The sequence below is a fragment of the Oceanospirillum maris DSM 6286 genome, from assembly GCF_000422865.1.
Lineage (GTDB): Bacteria > Pseudomonadota > Gammaproteobacteria > Pseudomonadales > Halomonadaceae > Oceanospirillum > Oceanospirillum maris.
In genome coordinates this window covers 302,921-321,466 of sequence record NZ_KE383936.1, presented here as the reverse complement: position 1 = coordinate 321,466, position 18,546 = coordinate 302,921, and the positions used below count along the sequence as shown (strand labels likewise).

Here is an 18,546-nt window from a genome sequence, read left to right as displayed (position 1 = left end):
AAACGCAAAATGCTTGTAGGCTATCTTGCGGTTTTCAATCCAGTTTTTAAAGGCTTAGGCTTGCATCATAACCTTAGAAAGGTTCATTGTAGACATGCTCACGGAGGCTTCCTATCCCCTGTTAGACTTATTTATTGATCTTAAGTGATCAAACTTGATAACACTGAACTCTCTCATGCAATCCATTAATGGCATTAACAAGGGATTCGGAAGCTTGCTCAGCAGCGTCCGCATCATGCTGAGTTTCAGCGACCATAGTTTGTAGCGTGTGCATCTGAGTAACCACCTCTTCTGCAGAACCGCTATAAGCATTTGCTGTGCGGCTAATATCTGAGTTCATTTCAGCAATATCAATCACGGCCTGAGTGATACTTTCTAGAGCTTCGCCTGTTTCTTTAATCTGGCTCACGCTGGATTGAGCGGTCATTTGTCCACGATTCATTGCAGCCACCGCATCACGGGACTGCTGCTGCAGCCGATCAATCATTCCATGAATATCTTCCGTTGCCTGCCGAGAGCGACTGGCGAGTGTACGCACTTCATCGGCGACAACAGCAAAACCACGACCCTGCTCCCCTGCTCGCGCTGCTTCAATAGCTGCGTTCAAAGCCAGTAAATTTGTTTGCTCTGCAATGCCTTCAATGATGTCCAGCACTTCACCAATGTTTTCGGCTTCTGATGCTAAGCCTTGTAAAGTTTCACTAACAGAATCCACATCACAAATAAGCTGAGAAATACCGGCAATACCTTGCTGAACCACCGCATTCCCTTTGCGCGCGTCTTCTTCTGTATGCTGCGCCACACCCGCTGTAGATTGTGCATGGGAAGCGATACTAACAACCGCGTCAGCCATCGTTGTTACTGTTTCGTTAATACGGATTAAGCTCTCATTCTGCTCGGCAACATCACTGCGAGTACGTTCGGTCTGCCGATTTAAAGCGAGCATAGAAGTATGGATAATATCACTACCGGCCTGAACTGCACCCACCAGATCTCGTTGGCTCCGGTTCATCTGATTAAAGTGATCGATAATATCACCAAAGGTATCTTCACTTTTAATCGTACAATGCTGACGAAGATCTCCAGCAGCAACCGCTTTAGATATCAAAGCAATTTGCTCTAAGGGCTTTAGCACCATCCGTTTAAACAACCAGTAATTGATCAATCCAATAACAAGACCAGCCACAAGACAGCCTAAAATAAACCACACTTTCATACCGGGATTAAAGCTCACAAAACCTTGGGCATATAGCGGGAAAATAGCCCCCATCAGCAATCCAAAACCAATAAATGAATATAACAACTTTTGCTGAATGCTCTGCTTCATACAATTTTCCCCTATAACGCTCACCCATTAGCTCCCAAGGTATGAATCTTGAGGTATATTCGCTGTTCATAATGAGCTATAAAAAAACCTCCGTAAAGGAGGTCTGTCACAGATATGTGTTTCTTTTGGGCTATGTCACACCCTGTGTTGTTTCGTTAGCGAAAACGCCGGTTTTCCAACAGGTCATGTATCCGGGGTGTCAGAATTAATTCCATAGCCAAGCTCATTTTGCCACCGGGAATAACAAAGGTGTCAGGTCGCGTCATAAAAGAATCTTTAATCATCGCCAACAAATACGGAAAGTCCATGGAAGAGCGATCTTTGAAACGAATAATCACCATGCTTTCGTCGTTAGACGGCACATCCTGCAACGCAAGCGGATTCGAAGTATCAATAGTAGGTATGCGCTGAAAATTAATATGAGTACGACTAAACTGCGGCAAAATATACTGCATATAATCAGGCATTCGACTTTGAATCGTATCGATAACCGCCTCTTGGGAATAACCTCTTAAATTGGTATCTCGATCAATTTTCTGAATCCATTCCAAGTTAATCGTTGGTGCGACACCAACCAGTAGATCAACATACTGAGCAATATTAAAGTCATCCGCAACCAAGCCTCCATGCAGCCCCTCATACAAAAGTAAGTCGGTTCCCTCCGGTAGCTCCGTCCAAGGGGTAAATGTCCCCATACGATGACCAAGCTCTAACATCTCGGTATCTTCCGCATGAATATAATGACGATAAACACCCGTACCATTGTCCGCATAAGAGCTAAATAGACGATCCAGCTCATCCAGCATATTCGCTTCTACGGCAAAGTGGCTGATTGATTTTTTCCGTTCTGGCGTATCTTTTAGAATTTGGCTCATCTCTTCCCGCGTGTAACGGTGAAAGCTGTCACCATGCACAAACGCTGCTTCTATGCGCTCTCGATTGAACATACGTTCAAAGGCATCCTTAACCGTGGTTGTACCTGCGCCGGACGATCCTGTTACGGCAATAATGGGATACTCTCTAGACATAAATGCCCCCTTCGGATGTCCTACTCAACCGAACTAGCCTTCGCAATCATTGCTTTAAAAGCATCGGGCACGTTAACCGCTGTACGGGTGTCGTAATCAAAAAAAACAATGCCCGTTTTAGCCAAAGCCACTAGACTACCATCAGACGTTTTAGTCACGCGGTAAACAAGATCCCCACCTTTGCGTGATAGCTCATCCGCTGCAATTTCAATGGTTAAAGTATCAGGGTAAAAAACTTCAGCTCGGTAACTGATAGCAAGGTCTGCGACAACAATGCCAACACCTTCAATATCGATCTCTTTATGGCCACAGGCGATAAACATCTTGGCCCGTGCTTCATGGATTAAAGAGATTAAAGTATCGTGGGCCAGATGATTACCGTAATTAAGGTCGGTAATTCTCAACACTATATCCTGTTGATATAGCGTTTTTGCCTCTGGGTAATCAATACGAATACGGGCCATTTGATAACTCCTTGTTTGTTATTGTTTAGTCAAAATAAAGCCGATATTACTAGGTCGAAATCTTGCCTACTGCTGTTCAGACAGTGTCTGACGGCATTAGAGGCATTGACCATAAAGGACGAAAAAGCCGGAGCATAACTCCGGCTTTAAAATCAATCTATAGGGCTAACGGCTTATTATTCAGCCTGTTCACGGGCAATTGCACGGTAACCAATATCAGTACGGTAGAAAGAACCGTTCCAACGGATACCTTCCGCTAGCTTATAGGCATTAGCTTGAGCTTCACTAACGGTGTTGCCCAAAGCGGTAGCACATAGCACTCGGCCACCACTGGTTGCCACTTGACCATCAATCAACTGCGTACCAGCATGGAATACTTTCATACCTTCTTGTTCTGTCTCAGGCAGACCTTGGATCAGGTCACCTTTGTTGTAGTCAGCTGGATAGCCCCCCGCCGCCAGAACAACACCTAGGGCGCGACGCTCATCCCAATCAACCATTGCCACATCAAGCTTTTCATCAATAGCGGCTTCACACAGTGCTACTAAATCCGACTTCAAACGCAACATGATCGGCTGTGTTTCAGGATCACCAAAGCGGCAGTTATACTCGATCACTTTAGGTGTACCATCCGCCATAATCATCAGGCCAGCATACAGAAAACCGGTGTAATCATTGCCTTCTGCGGCCATGCCCTCAACCGTTGGCATAATGACTTCTGCCATCACACGATCATGAATCTCTTGAGTAACAACCGGTGCAGGAGAATAAGCCCCCATACCACCAGTATTAGGACCGGTATCTTTGTTGCCCACACGCTTATGATCTTGGCTCGTCGCCATAGGCAGTACATTTTTGCCATCAACCATTACGATAAAGCTAGCTTCTTCGCCATCAAGAAACTCTTCAATCACCACGCGACTGCCCGCATCACCAAAAGCGTTACCGGCAAGCATATCTTTAACGGCACTTTCAGCTTCTTCAAGAGTCATCGCAACGATGACGCCTTTGCCTGCTGCTAGGCCATCAGCCTTAACAACAATAGGAGCACCTTTTTCTTTCAAGTAAGCCAATGCGGGCTCAATTTCAGTAAAGTTTTGATACTCAGCTGTTGGAATATTCTGGCGCGCTAGAAAATCTTTAGTGAACGCTTTAGAACCTTCAAGCTGTGCAGCATCCTTTGATGGGCCAAAAATACGTAAACCTTCATCGCGAAAACGATCGACAATACCTTCAACCAAAGGTGCTTCTGGGCCAACGATGGTTAGACCGATATCACTCGTTTTTACAAAATTAACCAGCCCATCAAAATCCAGCACATCCAGCGCGACATTTTCTAACTTAGGCTCAATAGCTGTGCCGGCATTACCAGGGGCAACAAATACTTGGGTTACGGATTCAGACTGCGCTGCTTTCCAGGCCAATGCGTGCTCACGACCACCACTACCGATGATTAAAACCTTCATCTTTGCCTCATCTCACTGTAAACGTTGATGTGCTAGGCCGAACGATGCTCGGCCTGCCGAAAAATTTGGCAGCCATTATCGCAAAAAAAGCATCAAAGTGGGAGCAACTTCCCTTTTAGCAAAAGCGTTGATCTCTTTTTAGTTCCCGCAAGTCCTATTTTCAATCAATTAATGGATAAAAGAACGAACAACAGAAGGTTAGCAATTCTAAAATATAGATAAAAAAAAGCCCCATTTAAGGGGCCACTTTTTGCCTAGCAGAGGGAGGGAAGAGTAGACAAAAAGAAAGTGTCAGCAAAGCTGACAAAATACTCACTTAGTGAACATTTCGGTGAAAAAATCACCTAATACAGAACAACACATTCAGCGAGCAAAATACGCGCTCATCGAGCTAAAACAGTCTTCATTTTTTCAGTCAGTAAATTCTTAGCTTCACCCATTAAATCCAGTGATAATAAGTATTGGCTATTTGCTTTAACCTGTTGCTCGCAAAAGAAATTATAATGAGCACCGACAGCAGCCATAGGGTTTTGATTAGCCATTAAATCCATCACATGCTTATTAAATTGGCTCACGCTATCGGTTAAATAACGATTTTGTTGGTGAATCATTTTCTCAGCAATTTTTGCTTCCGCTGAAACCAGATCCCCCATCACCTCTACAGGCTTACAGTTGGCAGATTCCGACAAACTTTTGAAGGTTTTTTGTAGGTCAGTAGACCATTGGTCAAATAAACTCATATCACTCTCCAAGTCAGACCCTATCCAAGCCAAACTATGTCTTAGACTATTTTTTCAAAAATACACAACCAACATATTGATCGCTAACGAATAGGCAGCATGTTGATTTTGGAATTTATTTTGCAGCGCACAAATCTGCTATCAACAAATATAGTGCAGTGCACAATAATCTGTCAAACCTATTTTTCGCACTTGCAGCATTTTGTTTTTTTCTTGCCTATAACGTATTGATTTTATTTATTTCAGGCGAAAAAAAACCAGCTCTAAGCTGGCTTTATTCGATCAACCGATCTTCTCATTCTTCATCTTTTTGGGTTTTTCCTGACTGAAAACGCTGCCAAATTTTCATATTCTGCTCAGCCACACGACGCATAAGCTCCATTGGTGTTGCTGTCATTGCAGTTTGCATCTGCTCGCGCAGTGCTTTTTGCTGCTCAAGAAACGTATTAATGCTGTCTTCAAGATAGCTACTCATTGTTCCTTGCATGCTATCGCCATAAAAGCGAATAAGCTGCTGCAAAACCTGGTTACTGAACATAGGGTTGCCACTGGAACTCTGACCGTTCTCTTGATCAGTAATAATTTGCAATAAAATATTACGAGTAAGATCTTCGCCACTTTTTGAGTCCTCTACGCGGAATGCTTCCTTGTTGATAACCAGCAGCTTGATATCTTCAAGAGTGACATAACGACTTTCCGATGTGTCGTACAAACGGCGGTTGGCGTACTTTCTTATAACTCGCAAATTATGACTCTCTCTTCCGACCCTGTGATTAACATGTTTCGCTTGCTGGATATATTGTAATCAGTTTGCGTACCGGCACAATGACTCAGGCGTTTTGTTCTGTAAATATTCATGCTATCGGCGACCAAAGTCTCTCTTTTCCAGCAATATAGACCTATCTCATTAAGATAACAGTCTATGCTTGCCAAAGTGGTCGTCACAAAAGCATCATACACCTGTCTTAATCTCTTTAGCTGACAACTATCATTTAACTTTAAAGCCAGCAATTTAGGTTTAAAAGCTAGACCTTTAGCTTTAAAAAGCCAGATTACGATAAGTGGCGTTATCTCGTTCTCAAGTGTAAACGGGCATGCTCAACCGAAGCCGCCCCAACAGGAAGGTGAATATGTTTCTTAAGGTTCGTAAAAACTGCGGTATTTATATGCAAAGCAATGAGAGTGGAAAGAAAGTCATTGCTCCTGTTTCAAGCCATTTCTATATTAATCTACGACTTGTCACTGAAATCTCCTCTTACACCCTAAAAGATCCAAAAGACAAACAGCTAATCGGTGGCGGTACTCTACCGATTCCACCTAGTACCCGAGTACTGCATTTTACCATGAGCAGTAATTTCAGCAGTTCAAAAGAGAAAATTAAAGGCGAAGAAGTTAAGCGAGTATTATTTGAGAAGGTTTTTTACACGCTTTACTTCCTGCCAGACAATATTGTTGAGTTTGAGCGTATAAAAAGTGCCATTGACCAAAGTACATTGAACCGAGATTAAACAAGATAAGGTAAATATCAGGCAGAAAAAACCGCTAAAGCAAGACTCTAAAATGTTTTTTTTATACGTGTTTTTACGACCTGATTTTTATGCTAGAAGCCGAAAATACCCGGCTTCTTCAGCAGCCTGTTTTAATTCAACAATCTTTTTATCCCAGCTATATCCTATAATTTAACTATTTGTTTTAATTAAATTAACTGCCAAAACCTCACCAAAACCAGCACTTCCCGCCCTGTCCACGGCAACATACCAAGCAGGCATAAAATTCTGTTACCAGAGCTTTGTAGACTGCAACATCCTTATTACTCATACTAAGAATAGGATTAACCAAGGTAGGATAAAATGCAGTCATTAATACAACGCCGTCACTCTCCAAGATACCAAGTTGACATCAAAAGCAAGCTACAACTTCCAGATGGTGAGTTAGAACTGCGTTCAGCGGATATTTGCTACAAAGGTATTCGCTTACAGTGCCCTAAAGAAGATATTTTGCGGGTTATCCCTCTGGGAGCCCAATTTACCCCTAACGAACACCTTAGTATTCCCATGAAAATTGATCTCGGCTCAAATGAGCTATTTGAGGTCAATGGAAAAGTGGCGTTTTGCCATCGTCAATCACAGACTCAGTTCTTACTAGGCCTAAATTTTGAGAATATGGGCACACTGAAGAAGAATGTATTAAAAGAGTTTCTCAGCTCTCTTGCAGGTGTCGCAGCACAACCGTCCATGTTTACCTAGTCAAACTCACTTAAAACGATCACCTGAAAGCCCCTTATCAGAAATAATCTAATCTAATGTTTTGAATAAAACCCGCCCTTGGCCTATTTGCTGTAGTTTTTCAGCGAGTAGATCAGGGGCTTCCACATCGGCTGTAATCTCTATACTTTGGCCATATTCAAAATGAATATTGCTAGCTAAAAGCTGGGTCAACCAATGCCGAATATCCGATTCAAAAGCATAATCAGCATTAATTTGCACGGCGTAGTGAGGGCGAACTTCAACGGTTTCTAACGCATCAAGCACCTGCTGAGTTGCCTGAGAATAAGCCTTAACTAAACCACCAGTTCCTAGCTTAATTCCACCAAAGTAACGCACAACAACGACAACAACCTCCCCTAAACCACTGTGGGTCAAAACGTTAAACATTGGCTTACCGGCTGTGCCTGAGGGCTCGCCATCATCACTCATGCCATAACATTGGCTGTTATTGGGCGCACCAGCAATAAAGGCTGAACAGTGGTGGCGTGCATCTGGAAACTCATCCCTAATAGACTGAATAAAAGCATGGCACGCGCTTGTATCCTCGACAGAGGCTGCAATAGAAATAAAACGACTGCGCTTAACTTCAAATTCAGTACGTACTTCTTTTGCGGGCTTATGGTAAATAATCATTCGTTAGCAGACCGGCTCCATCGCATGTAAAAATAAAAATTATTGCCCTATTGTAACGAATGAGTGCGCTTAAGACCCCTAACGATTCCCAAAACCTGTACATCTTCATTTTTCAGCGTAATAGAAGACATGGTGCTATTTGCAGGATCAAGCCTAACCCCAAAGCGATCAATATAAAGCCTCTTTAAAGTAACATGCTGATTATTAATCATAACCACGCAGGTTTCACCATTATCAACGGTCTGGTGTTGCTCAATAATAATGATATCTCCATCATGAATATTCGCATCAACCATGGAGTCACCGCGAACCTTTAATGCATAAGTATTTTTCTTAACCAGCTGCGAAGGCACTTGAACCTGCTCATGGCTTTCACACATATCCATCGGCATACCTGCCGTTACCCAGCCAAGCAATGGAATCTCTTGTAATGTATGCAACCGATAATCATCGGTTAGATAAATAGCATCCTGCCAAAGCTCATTATGTGTTTTGCTATTGGGTGCTCGAAGCAAAAATAACGCCTCGTATTTTGATTTTTCGATAAACATAACACCTTACCTGAGTTGGCTTAACTCACAAAAATATAAAGCTGTTAATTTATACAGTATTCTAGTAAATGGCAACTATTCACCTAAACCAAAAAAACGGGAGTACAACCTCCGCTGTATAAACAGCATAATGCCTGCTTAAACAATAGCGAATAGCCCATAGGAATATGCCGATATATAGGTTGCGTATTCTGTCACTCAGACATAACCTGATGTTCGTTTATTATTCTCTACCATGACTGCACCACCAGGATGCTAGGAATCTTTTATGTCTATTGAACTCAACAAACCTGTGCCAAATTTTACCGCTGAAGCCACCAATGATATAACCGTTACGCTGTCAGAGCTGGCTGGAAAAAATATCGTTATCTATTTTTATCCAAAGGACAACACTCCTGGCTGCACAACGGAAGGTCAAGATTTCCGTGACCACTATTCCTCTTTTGAAGCTGCAAATACGGTAATATTTGGCGTATCTCGAGATAGCTTACGTGTACATACCAATTTTAAAGCCAAACATGAATTCCCATTTGAGCTGATCAGTGATCCAGAAGAATCTCTATGTAAGCACTTTGATGTGATCAAACTTAAGAAAAACTATGGCCGAGAATATATGGGGATTGAACGTAGCACCTTCTTGATTAACACTGAGGGTGTACTGGTACAAGAGTGGAAAAAAGTGAAAGTGAAAGGCCATGTTGCAGAGGTACTAGAAGCCGTACAAGCACTCTAGCTAACAAATGCCCTAGCAGACAAATGTGCTAAAAATAAAAAATCCCGCTAACAACATGGTTGTCAGCGGGACTTTCTCGATCAAAACTCTGCCAGTAAGAATACTGTCAGTCAAAAGCATCTTATATCTTATAAAAGTACCTTAATAAAAGCTACTTAGCGCGGTAAATAATACCAGGACGACACTGAACCATTTCATACAGGTCTGGCATATTGCTTAAAGCTTCTGAAGCGCCTAAAAATAAATATCCACCAGGCTTAAGCACACCATGGATACGAGTCAAAATATCTTTCTTTAAATCTGCTGAGAAATAGATCAAGACATTCCGACAGAAAACAATATCAAACTTGCCAAGCATCGAATAACTGTGCAATAGATTCATTGGTCTAAAATCAACTCGCTGCTTAATCGGCGCTTTAACAGCCCATCGCCCATCGCCTGTCTGCAGAAAGAACTTCGTCAATCTATCTTGAGATAAACCTCGGCCTAAGGCCAACATCTCATACTCACCACTGCGAGCATTATTCAATACAGTCGCAGAAATATCCGTGGCGACAATACGCTCACCAGCACGAAAAGCACCGGGGCTTTTCTTTTTGAACTCATCAATGATCATGCTGATTGAATAGGGTTCTTGGCCTGTAGAGCAGGCTGCTGACCATATTTTAAGCTGTTGACCACCCAAGCTTTTACTAAGCTCAGGCAGCAACTGGTTCTGCAAAATATTAAACGGATGAATATCACGAAACCAAAGCGTTTCATTCGTTGTCATCGCATCAACAACCGCCTCTTTTAAACCAGAACGGGGCTGTGAAGTAATGGCCTTAATTAGCTCACCCAAAGTCGTCATACTATGCTGAGCCATGATTTTATTCAGACGACTGGTGACAAGATATTGTTTATTATCACCAAGCAGAATGCCGCAAGCATCCTGCAGAAACTTGCGAAAGGTATCGTAGTCTTTGGTATCAATGGTTCTAACTGTTGACATTCTTTGAACTCACTCAAACAGCATTACGTTTTTTAACAGCTTACCACATATTAGCAAAACACAAGCGACTTTATCAGTCATCTACTGTCGCAAGTTGCTGCAAAGAGTTGATCCGGCTAACCACTTTCCTTGCCAACTCATCGGCATCATATTTCGCTAAAAAGTCATTCGCTCCCACTTTTTTAACCATAGCCTCGTTGAAAATCCCACTCAAAGAGGTGTGTAACAAAATCTGCATGCGGCTTAAACTGGGATTAGACCTTATTTCTGTCGTTAGAGTATAGCCATCCATTTCAGGCATCTCGATATCAGAAATTATCATTAAGACTTCATCTTCAATCTCTTTGCCCGAATCCACAATACGCTGTAAGTATTGCAACGCCTCCAGCCCGTTAGTCAAACCTGTCGTCTGTACACCAACTTCATCCAAGCAACGCAACACTTGGTTACGGGCAACGCCAGAGTCATCAACCACAAGAACATGATACTTGGAAGAAATCAGTTTTAGGGTCTCATCAACAACCCCTTTACTAATTCTCTCATTTACAGGATGTACTTTAGAGATAACTTTCTCAACATCAATGATCTCAATCATAGTACCGTTGAGTTCTGTCACTGCTGTTAAATAATTATCTTTCCCCGTAGCCTTTGGCGGCGGATGAACCTCTTTCCAATTGAGGTTGACTATTTTATCCACCTTGGCGACCAAAAAGCCCTGAGTCACGCGATTATATTCTGTCACGATCACAACGCTTTCCGTCAAATCTTTGACGGGAGGCAAACCTATAGCCATACCTAAATCAATAACAGAGATCGTTTCACCACGAATACTAGCCACGCCTCGGACAATCGCACCGTGGTGAGGTAAATTCGTTAAATGAGGACATGGAAGGATCTCTTTAACTTTGAAAACATTAATTCCGTAACTCTGGCGACCTCTCAAATGGAAAAGCAACAGCTCCATTCGATTACCACCAACAAGTTGCGCACGCTCTGCGAGGCGCCCTGCTTGCTCACTCATAAAGTTATCCACTGATAGGAATTCAATTCAGAATGTGTAGACTACCCTTTTATATCTGCGGGTTGAACTGGGGATTACCCCATAATATCCAGCCTGACAATTTCTAACATTACGATTACGAGGCAGTTACATTGGGAATACCCTGCTCAATCTCCAGCAAAAAAAGCCCTTTTCTTTACACTCTGCTATCCATACTAGCATTGAGTGCCATGCTAGCGGCTTCATTTTCTTTCGCTGATGACGTTGAAACAGAGGAAAGCTTAAATGCTGCTATTAACGCCTTTTTAGAGCCTAAACTACAAGATCTAAATGCAGCTCGATTAAGCATTGAGATAGGCCGTATTGATCCCCGTTTAAGGCTACAGAAATGCTCTGAGCCTCTAAGTCTTGAACAACTTGGCAACAAAAACCTATCGGGCAGAGTGAACATTCGCATCAACTGCCATAATCCAAGTTGGGGGATATTTATCCCCGTCGATATTCAAATCTTTGAGCCCGTTGTTGTCAGCCGTGTCACCCTTCCCCGAGGCTCTGTTATTAGCCGAGAACTTTTAGCGCTACGAGAAGTCGAAAGCTCTTCTCTAAACTACAGTTACTACCGAGATATAAACCAGGTAATAGGTACAGAAACCACAAAATCGATACAGGCCAATAGCGTCATTTTTAGCAATATGGTGCAGGCTTCAAACGCCGTACGCAAAGGCGATGAGGTCATTATTAAGGCTCAAATAGGAGGCTTAAGTGTACGCATAAAAGGCCTAGCCCTGCACGGCGGAGCTATTGGGGAGCAGATACAGGTGCGCAACACCCAATCTCGTCGTATAATTAGAGCCATCATTACAGGGCCAGGTAATGTACTGGTGCCAATGTAATAGATTTAAGTCAATTTTCAGAAATTCAAGAAGATACCGACAAAATCAAAGCAATTAGATACAAACAAACCCTATTCAACTAAAAGAGTAGATTTGCATCAAATAAGCAAAATCTTATTTGTTATTCTTGCCTGTAAAATAGTTAATTTTTATTAAAGCTTTCATATAAGATGCCGATAAATAACTACAAGTTATCGTTACTCTTAAAAGAGGTCAGTCCACATGGCTATTGATCTTAGCTCTCTGTCAGGCAATTTAGCCGGACGCATCCGCACAGGCGGCCCTGTATCTGGTAAAGAAGAAGCTTCAAAAAGTGAAGCCCAAGCGCCAAATTCACAGGGAAATGCTAAAGCAGATAGTGTACAACTCAGCGGTGAGGCAACTCGCCTGAACAGTCGCGTACAATCTGCTCCTGAAATTGATGAAAGCAAGGTTTCTGCTATCAGATCTTCTATTGAAGATGGCAGTTATAAAGTTGACTATCAGGCGCTGGCAAAAAGCATTATTCAGTTTGAAAACGAACTGTAAGGTTAGCCCGTGACTCTAGAGCTTTCGCACACTGTGAAACAGCATCTGCTTAACAGCATTCAAAATATGAAAGCGGTTAAGCGTTGCATCGAAAATGAAAAAGAAGCTCTGCAAAATCGTAAGATTGAGCAGATTCAGGTTTTGACGCTCGAAAAAGAAAAACTACTGAAGCTGATCGCAGCTGATATTGAAGAGCGCCGACAGTTATTAGCCGATCAGGATCTAGAACTTGATGATTCAGGTATGGATGTGCTGATCAATAGTTTTCCTGAAAAAATTGCAACCTCTCTGGCTCAAGGTTGGCAACAGCTTATTTCATTACACAACAGCATTCAGCACCTAAACCAAACCAATGGCATGATTGTCAACAGAGGTTTGCAACAGGTTGATGCAATGCTTAGCATCCTTCAGTACAGCACTGAAGCAAGAACGGCTCGCACCTATAATGCTAAGGGCCGCTCCATTGCAAAGTCTTCTCGTAATCTCGGCGAAGCCTGAGTTAACACATAACAATCACAGGGATTTAACCTATGACTGGCATTGTTCCTTCAGGTGTGGCCGACGAGCCGAAAACATCAGAAAAAGTAAAAAAAGACGATGACCGCAAGCATGTGGTAACGCGTCAAGCCAGCATATTTGCAGTGCTCCGTGCACTGCAAAAGAGTCGTGCACCCTTGTCAATTACGTTCCGTAATCACAGCGATCAAGTTTTCACCAGTATTGTCTTGAAAGTTGATCTAGACGAGGGCTACTTTATCCTTGATGAGATTGCACCACCTAGCGGCCACCAGCACGCTATAAGCGGTGGTATTTTTTCAATTCAAGCTAATGATAAAGGCATCCAAGTCTTTTTTGGTAACAATACCATTACGGGCACAGGTAGTAATGGCGGGGCGGCTATTTACAAAATCCCACTGCCAAAACAGCTTATTTATAAGCAGCGCCGTGATGCCTATCGGGCACATATTGCAATTGCTGATCAGGTTGAAGTAAAGCTAATATCTTACGAACGCCAAAAGCCTTTAGTGGGTCGTATTATCGACATATCATCCACTGGATGTAAGGTTGAGTTCCCTTACATCATAGATCCTGCATTTACTGATTTTGAAGTATTTGATGAAGTTAGCTTTGATCTACCAGAATCAGAATTTGATACGTCTGTACTTTGTGCAGCAGAGGCCCGTCGGGCAACATACCTTGAAGACAGGCATATGACTCAATGTGGCTTTCGATTTTTAAGCCCAGACGGATACAATCAACGGCAAATTGATCGCTTTGTTGCGTATATACAACGGGAAGCTCGCCGCAGAGGCCTTGACTAAAGCCTCTTCATTTTATTGCAAGCCAGCGCCTTACATCCTCGGGATGGTCAACATCCCAAAGCTCCGGCAGCAGAGATACCCTCACATCGGCATGAATACAGTTTTCTAGCGTTTGCTCCAATACTGTTGCCGTTCCCCAATGAACACCGCTAAATACCTCGATAGGCAAAGGCCGACAAGCACCAATCAACACATAGCCGCCATCTTCCGCAGGGTTTAACACCAGTGGATAGCCATCACTTAATACCTTAAAAGCCTGATCCAGCACTTTAACTGTCAATACAGGGCAATCACTACCGACCAGCAAGACTTGATCAAAATCCCCCAAAGCTTTATTGATCGCTGCCCACATTCTAACACCTAGATCACCCTCAACTTGCGGAACCAGCGTAAAACCTTGAGCTTTAAACGGTGCAAAAAAAGGATGCGTTAAATCCCCCCCCACCGACAGATACACACTATCAGCATCCGCCTTTAGCAAAGTATCTGCCGTTGCCAAAACCAACTCGCAATGTAGGTCGACGGTTTCAGACAGTGAAAATTCACTTAATAAACGCGTTTTCACCTTACCGGCTACAGGCTCTTTCGCAAACTGTATAATCAGCCTTTTGACTTTGCTCATCGGAAAAATCTCTTGCGATATTAAAAACGGTTACATTAAAAATATTTAGCGGGAACGGTTACTCGGGTAATAAATATCCGCTAAATAATGTGCCGATACTCCAAAAGCATAAGCGAGACGCATGGCCCACATTAAAAAAATCGTGCGCCAAACCCCTTTCTTCTGCCATCGTCGAGAAGAGGTTGTAACCGCCGCCTTCAAACAAACCGGAGCAACAATCTTCTTTAAACAGGTGCTCAACGCAATATCTTCCATTAAAGGTTGCGGTGGAATGCCACCAATTTTCTTAAAAAGATCTCGGCTGACAAATATACTTTGATCCCCCGTCGCAATGCCTGTTAAACGGGAACGCCAATTCATCATCTGAGCAATCACGGGAAACATCCAGTGTCCTGAGGAAAGCCGTACATCAAACCGCCCCCACAGGCTTTTGCCCTGTAGCCCGTCCAGTTGCTCCAGAGCATCAGGGGGCAACCGTGTATCCACATGCTGAAACAGCAACAAATCACCAAGGGCGATCTCTGCTCCCGCATTCATCTGGCTGGCACGCCCTCGTTCAGATTCAATCAACACATCAACATAGGGCTGCGCCAGCGCAACCGTATGATCCGTGCTACCGCCATCAATAAGAATCACTTCATGACCAGCCTGTCGAAATACCTGCAACTGCTGTAGCACAGACTCAATCTGCTCCGATTCATTCAATACCGGCACAATCACACTGATCAAGCTAATGCTCCTGCGCAGCTGCTACCTCGCCCTGCCGTACAGCCGTAACAATGTTCACCGATAACAATTTCACCACCTTCCAAGCTTTCATCCAGCAGATCCGACAGATACGTTATTGGACGGTCAGAGGTGATCAACGGCATCTTCAGCATCTGATTAAAATCACAATCGTACACCTCTCCCTGCCAATCAACACTGATCAAGCTTTTACACATCAAGCCTGCTAAGTTTTCCTTAGAGAAACTGTCTTTTAACAACCGCATATAACCTTCAAACTGCCCCTTTGACAGCAACATACTACCAAAGCGGCTAATCGGCATATTGGTAATGGTCAACAGGTCGTTAAATTCCACATCATAGGCCTGCTTCAACTCACGCTGATAATCTGCCCGTAGCGTTTCTTGATCCGGCGGAAGAAAAGGGCCGCCTGGGTTATAAACCAAATTAAGCTGTAAGCCGCTACCTTCCATGCCATACCCTAGAGCATTCAATTTTTGTAGGGCCGCAATACTCTCTGCAAAAACACCCTTACCACGCTGCTTTTCAACATTCTGCTCAGAATAACAAGGTAGAGATGCCGTAATAATCACACGCTGATCCGTTAGAAATTGAGCAAGATCCTCATAACCCGGCTCATTAAGAATCGTCAAGTTACAACGATCAATCACCTCAACCCCACGCTTACGAGCCTCTACAACCAGATATCGAAAATCAGGGTTCATCTCCGGTGCACCACCGGTCAAATCCAGCACCTTAATCCCCTGCTTATCAATAAAAGCCAACACCTGATCAATTGTTTCCCGAGTCATCAATTCTTTACGCTTCGGCCCCGCATTCACATGGCAATGTACACAGCTCAAATTACACAGATAACCCAAATTAACTTGCAGAATACTCAACTGCCCCCGAAAAATTCTCGGAAAATCAGTCGTTTCTAGTAAGGGTCGAGTATCAAGCATGAAATATCCTCTATTTGGTTTTTTGGCGCGAACTGATTATAATGCCCGCCTGTTAGTAATGATCGCCTCAATAGCTCAGATGGATAGAGCGTCCCCCTCCTAAGGGGAAGGCCGCAGGTTCGACTCCTGCTTGGGGCACCAATTAAATCAATGAGTTATAGAAAAACAAGCGTTTTAACTTCTTCTGAAAAACAACCGACTCTCACCACGATACCCACCAATCAGTAAAGCTAGTCATAGATTGAGTTACGCACCATCTAACAAAACGGATTCATTTTGTCATTTTTATGGCTCTCAAAAAATCGCCATGTAATTTTAGGCACAAAAAAACCGACGCCATGGCCGGTTTATTTCATGATCAAACTAAAAAGATAAGGTTAAAGCTAATAAAAGGTAATCACTTACTTATTTCTCACCATCTAAATCAGCCCCTGAAATCCTTCTAAGCCACTCATCACTGTTTGGCCCAACAACACACTCATTATTTTCCCGCATAGCTAAACGCAGGACACAGCGGGAGGATACTTCGGCAAAATCTTCCTCAGGAAGTGTGCGTACAGATTCAACTAAAGAGACCCAGTGAGGCTGATCTTGCTGCGCTAACGTGTAGTAAACCCACTTGCCGCTTTTTTGCTGAGTCAGCAAACCGGATTTATATAGCATTTTCAGATTGCGGGACACGTTGTACTGCGTTTCTCCAGTGACGTCCATCGCTTCAGCGACAGTAACACGTTGATCGACATGTATCAGCAACCAAAAGAGACGCAATCTATGAGGTTCAGCAAGAGCTTTTAAAGCATCTATGTATGGTTCATTATTCATCAATTCTTCTTTTTTTCTTGAGACTAACCACCATTATAACGACTCCAATTAAGAAAACGATCCCCGAATGAGTACCATGAAAAATAAGTGTTGATGTCTCTGCTCCAGAGAAAAAGTAAAACCAGAAGATAGGGCAAAAAATGCCGAGCAGTGCAATATGCCGACCGGTTCTGGTTTGTTCTGATAGATCCCCACCCTTAATAAGTATTACAACGACCTGATAGATATAATGATAAGCACACCATTTTACTAACCTGCTTAGGGGTACTTTTGCTCCATTGACTAATTTTTTAGTTTTTATCATACAAGACTCCCTAAGCAGCGTTAGATTAATGATTTTTTAGATCACATATTGAAAAAGAAGGCCGCCGGTAATGGCCGTTGTTAATATAATCACCACAAATGCAATCACCGCTTTTGGCTTAAGCACCGCAGAAACAAGGGCAATTTCAGGAAGACTCGCCCCCGTGCCACCAATAATCAGTGCCATAGCAGGCCCCATACCCATTCCCTTAACAATAAGTACATTCAGTAGCGGTATGGCCATCTCAATACGTAAGTAAAGCGGTACACCAATCACCGCAGCAATAACGATAGACAGCACACTGTCACCGCCCACGTATTTTTCAACCAGTTCGGATGATAAATAGGCCGCAGACAACCCACTGATCAAGGCGCCCAGCAGCACATAAGGCATAATTTTTTTGAACAACGCCATTGCGAAACGAAGTGCATTCTGAGCTTTGCTTGACTCAGCGCCGGCAGGAGCTGTTCCGCATATAGCCGTAGAGTGAGCATCACATAGATCCACTGCTGCGGCATCATTCGCTACCGTAGCCGTAGGTTGAGCTTCACAGGCCGATACCGGTTGAGCACCACAATCTGATACGGGCTTAACATCACCACAGCCTGAAACCGGAGCCGCTGCGGAACAGGTAGGTGGCACCTTTCCGCCCTCCAACTCATCCCCGCGTTTTATCTCATTTCTCCAAGGTGTCTTGGTAATAAGCCAGCCACCAGCAATAGCTGCTATAAAGGTAATCGCGAGGTAAATTGCCGTTACTTTTAACCCGAATGTGGCATAAACCATCGCCAGCACAATAAAGTTACATAGCGGTGCTGAAATCAAAAAGCTCAGAACCGTGCCTAAGGAAACACCCATTGTTGCCATCCCCATCGTGACAGGCACAACGGATGCACTACAGAAAGGCGTTAACATTCCGAATAGAGCACCGAATAGCGGCCCCCATTTTTCATGTTTTGTAAGCTTTTTTTGCAGTTTCTCTTGGGGAATATATTCCCGCATAAAGCCCGTTAAAATAGACACTACCGCAATAACGATAGCCAGTGCGCCCCCCACATGAATAAATTCATTCAGTGCAATCGTTAGTTTATCCATATTGTACGTACCGCCTTAATTAAGCATGAAATTCAAAAGTGCGGAACGCAATATATTATCACAAGCACAAAT

Annotated in this window: 23 protein-coding genes and 1 tRNA gene; 8 read left to right on the top strand and 16 right to left on the bottom strand. The window is 43.3% G+C overall.

The window, feature by feature from the left end; genetic code table 11:
• Positions 1-148: 148 nt before the first annotated feature.
• The 6 genes from G517_RS19260 to phaR form a co-directional block, all read right to left on the bottom strand.
• Positions 149-1,327 carry a methyl-accepting chemotaxis protein gene (locus G517_RS19260; RefSeq protein ID WP_051206403.1) on the bottom strand — a complete coding sequence of 393 codons (1,179 nt, stop codon included), beginning with the start codon at positions 1,325-1,327 and terminating at the stop codon, positions 149-151.
• Positions 1,328-1,482: 155 nt separating this feature from the next.
• Entirely contained in the window at positions 1,483-2,355 is an 873-nt protein-coding gene (locus tag G517_RS0113495) for a phosphoribulokinase (RefSeq protein WP_028304843.1), read from the bottom strand.
• 20 nt (positions 2,356-2,375) lie between these two features.
• Positions 2,376-2,819: an acyl-CoA thioesterase gene (locus G517_RS0113490; RefSeq protein WP_028304842.1), complete on the bottom strand. Its 444-nt coding sequence runs from the start codon at positions 2,817-2,819 to the stop codon at positions 2,376-2,378.
• Between the two features lie 176 nt (positions 2,820-2,995).
• Positions 2,996-4,285 carry a phosphoribosylamine--glycine ligase gene (gene purD / locus G517_RS0113485; RefSeq protein WP_028304841.1) on the bottom strand — a complete coding sequence of 430 codons (1,290 nt, stop codon included), beginning with the start codon at positions 4,283-4,285 and terminating at the stop codon, positions 2,996-2,998.
• 383 nt (positions 4,286-4,668) lie between these two features.
• Positions 4,669-5,025, bottom strand: coding sequence for a hypothetical protein (locus tag G517_RS0113480; RefSeq protein WP_028304840.1), 357 nt, complete (start codon positions 5,023-5,025; stop codon positions 4,669-4,671).
• A 295-nt stretch (positions 5,026-5,320) separates the two neighbouring features.
• The gene (phaR, locus tag G517_RS19255) at positions 5,321-5,770 is read right to left on the bottom strand and encodes a polyhydroxyalkanoate synthesis repressor PhaR (protein ID WP_084632239.1); all 450 of its coding nucleotides are present in this window, start codon (positions 5,768-5,770) and stop codon (positions 5,321-5,323) included.
• Positions 5,771-6,155: 385 nt separating this feature from the next.
• Between phaR and G517_RS0113470 the strand changes: the two genes are divergently transcribed.
• Positions 6,156-6,533: a hypothetical protein gene (locus tag G517_RS0113470; protein ID WP_028304839.1), complete on the top strand. Its 378-nt coding sequence runs from the start codon at positions 6,156-6,158 to the stop codon at positions 6,531-6,533.
• Between the two features lie 342 nt (positions 6,534-6,875).
• Complete coding sequence (locus G517_RS0113465) at positions 6,876-7,271, top strand: PilZ domain-containing protein (RefSeq protein ID WP_028304838.1); 396 nt, start codon at positions 6,876-6,878, stop codon at positions 7,269-7,271.
• A gap of 48 nt (positions 7,272-7,319) precedes the next feature.
• On the opposite strand, the gene G517_RS0113460 is transcribed toward G517_RS0113465, so the two are convergent.
• Complete coding sequence (locus G517_RS0113460; protein WP_028304837.1) at positions 7,320-7,925, bottom strand: YigZ family protein; 606 nt, start codon at positions 7,923-7,925, stop codon at positions 7,320-7,322.
• Between the two features lie 47 nt (positions 7,926-7,972).
• Positions 7,973-8,476, bottom strand: a complete 504-nt coding sequence (locus tag G517_RS0113455) for a LexA family protein (protein ID WP_028304836.1) — start codon at positions 8,474-8,476, stop codon at positions 7,973-7,975.
• A 268-nt stretch (positions 8,477-8,744) separates the two neighbouring features.
• Between G517_RS0113455 and G517_RS0113450 the strand changes: the two genes are divergently transcribed.
• Positions 8,745-9,209: a peroxiredoxin gene (locus G517_RS0113450; RefSeq protein WP_028304835.1), complete on the top strand. Its 465-nt coding sequence runs from the start codon at positions 8,745-8,747 to the stop codon at positions 9,207-9,209.
• Between the two features lie 151 nt (positions 9,210-9,360).
• Here the strand turns inward: G517_RS0113450 and G517_RS0113445 are convergent, their stop codons facing one another.
• Together G517_RS0113445 and G517_RS0113440 are read right to left on the bottom strand one after the other, a co-directional pair.
• A complete protein-coding gene (locus G517_RS0113445; RefSeq protein ID WP_028304834.1) occupies positions 9,361-10,200 on the bottom strand; it encodes a CheR family methyltransferase in 840 nt (279 codons plus the stop codon).
• Between the two features lie 73 nt (positions 10,201-10,273).
• Entirely contained in the window at positions 10,274-11,221 is a 948-nt protein-coding gene (locus G517_RS0113440) for a chemotaxis protein CheV (protein WP_028304833.1), read from the bottom strand.
• A 131-nt stretch (positions 11,222-11,352) separates the two neighbouring features.
• On the opposite strand from G517_RS0113440, the gene flgA reads away from it, so the two are divergent.
• The 4 genes from flgA (at position 11,353) to G517_RS0113420 (ending at position 13,943) form a co-directional block, all read left to right on the top strand.
• The gene (gene flgA / locus G517_RS0113435; protein WP_157833200.1) at positions 11,353-12,093 is read left to right on the top strand and encodes a flagellar basal body P-ring formation chaperone FlgA; all 741 of its coding nucleotides are present in this window, start codon (positions 11,353-11,355) and stop codon (positions 12,091-12,093) included.
• 222 nt (positions 12,094-12,315) lie between these two features.
• Positions 12,316-12,621, top strand: coding sequence for a flagellar biosynthesis anti-sigma factor FlgM (gene flgM, locus G517_RS0113430; protein WP_028304831.1), 306 nt, complete (start codon positions 12,316-12,318; stop codon positions 12,619-12,621).
• Between the two features lie 9 nt (positions 12,622-12,630).
• Entirely contained in the window at positions 12,631-13,119 is a 489-nt protein-coding gene (locus G517_RS0113425; protein WP_028304830.1) for a flagella synthesis protein FlgN, read from the top strand.
• Between the two features lie 32 nt (positions 13,120-13,151).
• On the top strand, positions 13,152-13,943 hold the full coding sequence (locus G517_RS0113420) for a flagellar brake protein (RefSeq protein ID WP_028304829.1): 792 nt from the start codon (positions 13,152-13,154) through the stop codon (positions 13,941-13,943).
• 7 nt (positions 13,944-13,950) lie between these two features.
• Here the strand turns inward: G517_RS0113420 and G517_RS0113415 are convergent, their stop codons facing one another.
• The 3 genes from G517_RS0113415 to arsS are packed head-to-tail and all read right to left on the bottom strand — an operon-like array spanning position 13,951 to position 16,253.
• A complete protein-coding gene (locus tag G517_RS0113415; RefSeq protein WP_028304828.1) occupies positions 13,951-14,565 on the bottom strand; it encodes a TIGR04282 family arsenosugar biosynthesis glycosyltransferase in 615 nt (204 codons plus the stop codon).
• Between the two features lie 45 nt (positions 14,566-14,610).
• Positions 14,611-15,285, bottom strand: a complete 675-nt coding sequence (locus tag G517_RS19250; protein ID WP_342662516.1) for a TIGR04283 family arsenosugar biosynthesis glycosyltransferase — start codon at positions 15,283-15,285, stop codon at positions 14,611-14,613.
• A 5-nt stretch (positions 15,286-15,290) separates the two neighbouring features.
• A complete protein-coding gene (gene arsS, locus G517_RS0113405; protein WP_028304827.1) occupies positions 15,291-16,253 on the bottom strand; it encodes an arsenosugar biosynthesis radical SAM (seleno)protein ArsS in 963 nt (320 codons plus the stop codon).
• A 64-nt stretch (positions 16,254-16,317) separates the two neighbouring features.
• Here arsS and G517_RS0113400 point away from each other — a divergent pair.
• A tRNA-Arg gene (locus G517_RS0113400) sits at positions 16,318-16,394 on the top strand.
• A gap of 264 nt (positions 16,395-16,658) precedes the next feature.
• On the opposite strand, the gene G517_RS0113395 is transcribed toward G517_RS0113400, so the two are convergent.
• From G517_RS0113395 to G517_RS0113385, 3 genes are read right to left on the bottom strand one after another with little or no spacing between them, the layout of a single operon-like run.
• Positions 16,659-17,075, bottom strand: a complete 417-nt coding sequence (locus G517_RS0113395; protein ID WP_028304826.1) for an ArsR/SmtB family transcription factor — start codon at positions 17,073-17,075, stop codon at positions 16,659-16,661.
• Positions 17,068-17,379 carry a hypothetical protein gene (locus G517_RS20265; RefSeq protein ID WP_051206400.1) on the bottom strand — a complete coding sequence of 104 codons (312 nt, stop codon included), beginning with the start codon at positions 17,377-17,379 and terminating at the stop codon, positions 17,068-17,070. Before G517_RS20265 ends, G517_RS0113395 begins: the two co-directional genes overlap by 8 nt.
• Positions 17,380-17,415: 36 nt before the next feature.
• On the bottom strand, positions 17,416-18,474 hold the full coding sequence (locus G517_RS0113385; RefSeq protein ID WP_028304825.1) for a permease: 1,059 nt from the start codon (positions 18,472-18,474) through the stop codon (positions 17,416-17,418).
• Positions 18,475-18,546 lie beyond the last annotated feature (72 nt).